8 protein-coding genes are annotated in these 5,397 nt (G+C 44.7%); 7 read left to right on the top strand and 1 reads right to left on the bottom strand.

Features of this window, described 5'->3' with window-relative positions; all coding sequences use genetic code 11:
- Window positions 1-159: 159 nt before the first annotated feature.
- From PX636_RS18290 to PX636_RS18260, 7 genes are all read left to right on the top strand, one after another.
- Window positions 160-450, top strand: a complete 291-nt coding sequence (locus tag PX636_RS18290) for a type II toxin-antitoxin system RelE/ParE family toxin (protein ID WP_046661678.1) — start codon at window positions 160-162, stop codon at window positions 448-450.
- Between the two features lie 9 nt (window positions 451-459).
- Window positions 460-750: an addiction module antidote protein gene (locus tag PX636_RS18285; protein ID WP_002757266.1), complete on the top strand. Its 291-nt coding sequence runs from the start codon at window positions 460-462 to the stop codon at window positions 748-750.
- Between the two features lie 270 nt (window positions 751-1,020).
- Window positions 1,021-1,821, top strand: coding sequence for a uroporphyrinogen-III C-methyltransferase (gene cobA, locus PX636_RS18280; RefSeq protein ID WP_288118192.1), 801 nt, complete (start codon window positions 1,021-1,023; stop codon window positions 1,819-1,821).
- 10 nt (window positions 1,822-1,831) lie between these two features.
- Window positions 1,832-2,251 carry a secondary thiamine-phosphate synthase enzyme YjbQ gene (locus PX636_RS18275; RefSeq protein WP_002757262.1) on the top strand — a complete coding sequence of 140 codons (420 nt, stop codon included), beginning with the start codon at window positions 1,832-1,834 and terminating at the stop codon, window positions 2,249-2,251.
- A 132-nt stretch (window positions 2,252-2,383) separates the two neighbouring features.
- The gene (locus PX636_RS18270) at window positions 2,384-2,878 is read left to right on the top strand and encodes a photosystem I reaction center subunit III (RefSeq protein WP_004163740.1); all 495 of its coding nucleotides are present in this window, start codon (window positions 2,384-2,386) and stop codon (window positions 2,876-2,878) included.
- A gap of 45 nt (window positions 2,879-2,923) precedes the next feature.
- Window positions 2,924-3,052, top strand: a complete 129-nt coding sequence (gene psaJ / locus PX636_RS18265; protein ID WP_002738148.1) for a photosystem I reaction center subunit IX — start codon at window positions 2,924-2,926, stop codon at window positions 3,050-3,052.
- A gap of 166 nt (window positions 3,053-3,218) precedes the next feature.
- Window positions 3,219-4,820, top strand: coding sequence for a peptide ligase PGM1-related protein (locus tag PX636_RS18260; RefSeq protein WP_004162530.1), 1,602 nt, complete (start codon window positions 3,219-3,221; stop codon window positions 4,818-4,820).
- 131 nt (window positions 4,821-4,951) lie between these two features.
- On the opposite strand, the gene sipA is transcribed toward PX636_RS18260, so the two are convergent.
- Window positions 4,952-5,164, bottom strand: coding sequence for a regulatory protein SipA (gene sipA / locus PX636_RS18255; protein ID WP_002777112.1), 213 nt, complete (start codon window positions 5,162-5,164; stop codon window positions 4,952-4,954).
- Window positions 5,165-5,397 lie beyond the last annotated feature (233 nt).

Here is a 5,397-nt window from a genome sequence, read left to right as displayed (position 1 = left end):
TTTCCTTTAAAAGTTAAAGCCTAGTTTTTATCCTTAATTAAGTGCGATGCCGAAGGCACTGCGTAGCAGCACGCCGATCTGGTAGGGTGCGTTACATTTTATGAACGCACCTTATTTTTATTGCTTGTCCTTCTGTATCCCATAGGATACACTTAAGGCATGATTGAAATTCGCCAGACCGAAACCTACTCTCAGTGGTTTAGCAATTTGCGGGATCGCCAAGCAAAAGCACGTATAGACATTCGTGTTCGTCGCCTGTCTATGGGCAATCCAGGCGATGTTAAACCAGTAGGAAAAGGTGTATCGGAACTGCGGATCGATTATGGCCAAGGCTATCGGGTGTATTTCATTCAGCGAGGCGAGACCTTGATCATCCTCTTGGCAGCAGGAGATAAGCAAACTCAAGAACGGGACATCAAAACAGCATTAAATTTAGCACAAGACTTATAGGAGATTTTTATGGCTACTATCCAAACCTATCCTTGGGATGCGGCAGAACATCTCGAAACAAAAGAAGATATAGCTGCATATCTTGAAGCAGCTCTTGAAGATGGCGATCCAAGCTTAGTGGTAGCAGCATTAGGTGATATTGCTCGATCTAAAGGGATGACACATATTGCCCGTGAAACAGGGTTGGGGCGTGAAAGTCTCTATAAAGCTTTGTCAATCGAAGGCAATCCAGAGTTTGCCACAGTTCTTAAGGTCTTACAATCACTTGGGTTACGCCTCCAAGTCGTACCAATTGCCTAACTTCACCGTTATACTGAATCGGTTTTTAATAGTATGATTAACTCCCAATCCAACCTTAAAAACCCGCTCTCCCCCATACCTGTTAAACAAGATTTAGGATCAGAGCGATCGCTAGATAAAAGGTTAAGTAATGTTAAGATCATAATTCTTCACGAAGAAAGCGCACGATCGCCGAGTAACTGTAGTCAAAAATACCAAATTTTGCCCCAGTCACAATAAAGTAGGGATCAAGCGCATTCGATCGAAGCAGGAATTTTCTCCCCAGTATCTATGAATCAATCAGAAAGTTGTGGTAAGGTCTATCTCGTCGGTGCTGGTCCCGGAGATCCCGGTTTGTTGACCTTAAAAGCGAAAGTTCTCCTAGAAAATGCCGATGTTGTCCTCTATGATGCCCTAGTTAGCCCCTCGATTCTGACCATGATTAACCCCCGGGCCGAACAAATTCATGGGGGTAAGCGTCGCGGTCGTCATTCTCTAGTACAGGAGGAAATCACCGCTTTACTGATCGAGAAGGCCCAGACTAATGCCGTGGTTGTTCGTCTCAAGGGGGGTGATCCCTTTGTTTTCGGTCGCGGGGGTGAAGAAATGCTCGATCTGATCGCGGCCGGAATTAGCGTCGAGATCGTGCCAGGGATCACTTCAGGAATTGCCGTGCCTGCCTACGCCGGTATTCCCCTCACCCATCGCGATTATAGTTCTTCCGTTACCTTCGTCACCGGCCACGAGATGGCGGGTAAATATCGTCCTCAAGTTAACTGGTCAGCGATCGCCGACGGTGCGGAAACAATTGTCGTTTACATGGGTGTGCATAATTTACCCTATATTATCGGCGAGTTAACCAAGGCCGGCAGAAGTCCAGAAACACCGATCGCCCTGATTCGCTGGGGAACAACACCCCAACAACAGCAATTAATCGGTACTTTCAGCACAATTATGGACCTGATCGAAGCCACCAGCTTTGAATCCCCGGCGATCGCTGTTATCGGTGCAGTGGTGAACCTTCACGATCTCTTGCAAGCGGGACAACCTTTGCTATCGAGGACAATCCCCCCCACCCCCATTTCTCCCTGATTCGGTTGCCATGCGTCAATATCAAAAATCCCTGACAATTGCCACCAGTCCCAAGAATTTCCATCGTCTCACTGCCCCCATAGAGGCGATCGTGGCTGAATCGGGCATAACGACGGGATTATGCAGTATATTTGTCTGTCACACCTCCGCTTCTTTGCTGATCCAAGAAAATGCCGATCCCGATGTTCTCACCGATTTGGCCAATTTCTTCGCTAAGTTAGTCCCGGAAGATAGCAGTCTCTACTATCACTCTACCGAAGGGCCAGACGATATGCCCGCTCACATTCGCTCGGTCCTAACCCGGACATCGGAACAAATCCCGATCGCTAGAGGTAAATTAGTTTTAGGCATCTGGCAAGGTATCTATCTCTGGGAACACCGTCAGAGTCGTCACCAAAGGCAAGTGGTGGTTCATATCACAGGGGTCTGAAGCTTTGCGTATAGTTTTGTAATAGAAACTTTACTCGTATCCCTCATCGGAGTAAGATTTTTTCCGTGTACGATCAAATTGTTCGCTTTTTGAACAAAGAACTTCATATTTCGTAACAAAAGGAAACAATTTATGCGAAAATTGTTCGCTCTGGCCCTGGTGCTATCTCTCTGGTTCACCTTTGCCGCTCCAGCGTCGGCTGATTTGTCTAATCTGACCCCTTGTAGCGAAAATCCCGCTTTCCTACAAAAAGCGAAGAGTTTCCGCAACACCACTCCTGACCCCGAATCGGGAGCCAAACGCGCTCAAACCTACTCCCAAGCTCTCTGTGGACCTGAAGGCTATCCTCACCTAATTGTTGATGGTCGTTGGGATCACATGGGCGATTTCTTTATCCCTAGCATCCTATTCCTGTACATTGCCGGTTGGATCGGTTGGGTTGGTCGGGCCTATTTAATCGCCGTGCGCGACAGTAAAGATGCCGAAATGAAGGAAATCATCATCGATGTTCCCCTCGCTTTGAGCAAAATGTTAACGGGGTTCCTCTGGCCGTTGGCGGCTTTACAAGAAGCCACTTCCGGTAAATTAACCGTTAAGGATTCGGAAATTACTGTTTCCCCTCGTTAATTTTTGTGTCAAACCCTTGACTTTTTATTCCCTAGGAGAACTCAGATGGAAGGACTTACTAAATTTCTCTCGTCCGCACCCGTGTTAATTATGGCGCTGCTGACTTTCACCGCCGGGATTTTAATCGAATTTAATCGCTTTTATCCCGATCTCTTATTCCACCCGCTAGGTTAAAGGCAATCTCAGGTGATTAAAGGGGATACAGAGTCCACTGTATCCCTTTTTAAGGGCAACGATCGGAGGGACTGGGGGAATATTAAGAAAAGAAAGGCACTGGAGACGACAGGCTCTAAAAATCGATAAGATACAGGTGTCTGCAACCACAGAGGTGGGACAAACCATGCTGTTAGATAGAGATTTGATGCTAGGAAAGCGTCTGCGGTATCAAGAATTACAAGAAAAATTAAAAGAGATTTGGCAGGGAGAAAACGTTCCCGAATCCGATGAATGGGATTATGATATCCTAGTTGTCCCTTCTTTTAGTATCGATCAGAGAGTCGGTCAAAAAGTAGCGGGTTTTTTACATTACGAAGAAAGATTATTATTTTCTCTGATTCGGTTGCGACACCCGAAAACTCGTTTAATCTATGTAACAGCGCAGCCACTGGCGCGGATGGTGATTGATTATTACCTGCAATTGTTGCCTGGGATTCCTTTTTCCCATGCTAATAATCGTCTGTTATTACTGACAACTCACGATAACTCTTTTCAACCTTTAACCCAAAAAATTCTGGAAAGACCGCGCTTAGTAGCAAGAATCCGGCAAGCGTTGCGTCGAGATCGTGCCTACATGGTTTGTTTTAATTCTACTAATTTAGAGCGAGAATTGTCTTTACAATTAGATATTCCTTTATTTGCCTGTAGTCCAGACTTATTGTATTGGGGTTCTAAAAGTGGCAGTCGCGAGATTTTTGGTCAAGGCAATATTCCCCATCCTGACGGTAGTTTACAGGTAAATACGGTCAAGGATTTGTTATACGAAGCCGCTAGTTTGTGGTCCCGTCAACCGCAACTAAAACGCATGGTAGTTAAGTTAAATGAGGGGTTATCGGGAGAAGGAAATGCAGTTTTAGATTTACGTCCTTTAGCGGAAATTGTTGATAGTAACAGCCTAGATTTAAGCGAGAAAATGAATCTCTTGGCCAAACAATTAGAGAAAATGAGTTTTCAAGCAAGGGATGAAAATTGGGACAGTTTTTCCGGCAGAATTGCTGAATTAGGGGCAATTGTCGAAGCTTTTATTGAAGGAGAAGAAAAGCGATCGCCGAGTGTGCAGGGTTATATTACACCCACGGGAGAAGTGAATATTCTTTCCACTCACGATCAAATTTTAGGCGGTCCCGATGGTCAAATTTATCTAGGTTGTCATTTTCCCGCTGATGAAAATTATCGCCTGCAATTACAGGAATTAGGCCTAAAAATAGGGGAAATTCTGGCAGCCAAGGGGGCAATTGAACGCTATGGAGTTGATTTCGTCGCTGTGAAAAATCCAGAAACTTTAGTCTGGGATTTACAGGCGATCGAAATTAATCTGCGAAAAGGAGGAACCACCCATCCTTTTATGACTTTGAAACTTTTAACTAATGGTAAATACGATCGAGAAACTGGATTATTTTTCAGTCAACCTCACCAGGAAAAGTATTATATTGCCTCCGATAATCTCCACAAAACCCAATACAAAGGTTTACTTCCCGATGATTTAATGGATATTATTGCTAAACATCACTTGCATTTTGATAGTAGCAGTAAAACAGGAACAGTTTTTCATCTCATGGGTGCGCTGTCGGAATTTGGTAAATTAGGGTTAACTTGTATCGGCAATTCTAGTGAGGAAGCTGCGGCAATTTATCAGCGTGTGGAACAGGTGTTAGATTGGGAAACAGAGCATAGTTCCATAAATTTAGGTTATTATTATTCTGGATTACCGATCACTTGGATATAACTAGACTGATTTACTGGGTATAATTTTTTGTTTCAGAGATTTAATCATCCAAGCAGGCAGTTCCTGGCAGCCAATGACCGATAGTTTTACCTTGGTTAAAAGTTGTCTTGACTGCGATGCACTTAACGGGTTTAAATGGCTTCTAAATATTTGCTATCGAGCAGAAATGAGCCTCGATCGAATTTTACACCCCAATAACCCCCCGGCCGGCGATCGATTACCGTGCCGATATCGTCGATATTGAGCAGCTCTGGCGGCCGTAACATAGGCATGGGATCGGCGGTTTTCAGGTAAGGGGGAATGGCAATCAGACGGACTTTTCCCCCGATGCTAATTTCACTCATGGTACTGGCTAGATGCGATCGTGACATCGTATCTCAACTTAGCATATTTCAAATCATTCTAAAGATAGATTCCCTAGGGAATAGGTATTCTGTAAGCTGTTGCCATCCGCCTTTGGCGTTGGGTTGGGGTGTTGCTTAACCTAGCGGCGAGGGGGGCGATCGCTATCGGTACAATCAAAAAGACCCAAAATCTTAATCGCTAGTTAGGGAGAGGAATGTAAAGATTTATTAAA

This window comes from Microcystis sp. M53598_WE2 (genome assembly GCF_030067735.1).
In the GTDB taxonomy this organism is placed as follows: domain Bacteria; phylum Cyanobacteriota; class Cyanobacteriia; order Cyanobacteriales; family Microcystaceae; genus Microcystis; species Microcystis aeruginosa.
Note: the sequence above shows the minus strand (reverse complement) of the source record. Positions and strands in the feature narration are given on the sequence as shown.

What these genes read in the sequence shown, in the direction of transcription:
- PX636_RS18285 (WP_002757266.1), top strand. Translation starts at nt 460, where the DNA reads ATGGCTACTATCCAAACCTATCCTTGGGATGCGGCAGAACATCTCGAA.
- PX636_RS18260 (WP_004162530.1), top strand. Translation starts at nt 3,219, where the DNA reads ATGCTGTTAGATAGAGATTTGATGCTAGGAAAGCGTCTGCGGTATCAA.
- PX636_RS18275 (WP_002757262.1), top strand. Translation starts at nt 1,832, where the DNA reads ATGCGTCAATATCAAAAATCCCTGACAATTGCCACCAGTCCCAAGAAT.
- sipA (WP_002777112.1), bottom strand. Translation starts at nt 5,164, where the DNA reads ATGAGTGAAATTAGCATCGGGGGAAAAGTCCGTCTGATTGCCATTCCC.
- PX636_RS18270 (WP_004163740.1), top strand. Translation starts at nt 2,384, where the DNA reads ATGCGAAAATTGTTCGCTCTGGCCCTGGTGCTATCTCTCTGGTTCACC.
- cobA (WP_288118192.1), top strand. Translation starts at nt 1,021, where the DNA reads ATGAATCAATCAGAAAGTTGTGGTAAGGTCTATCTCGTCGGTGCTGGT.
- PX636_RS18290 (WP_046661678.1), top strand. Translation starts at nt 160, where the DNA reads ATGATTGAAATTCGCCAGACCGAAACCTACTCTCAGTGGTTTAGCAAT.
- psaJ (WP_002738148.1), top strand. Translation starts at nt 2,924, where the DNA reads ATGGAAGGACTTACTAAATTTCTCTCGTCCGCACCCGTGTTAATTATG.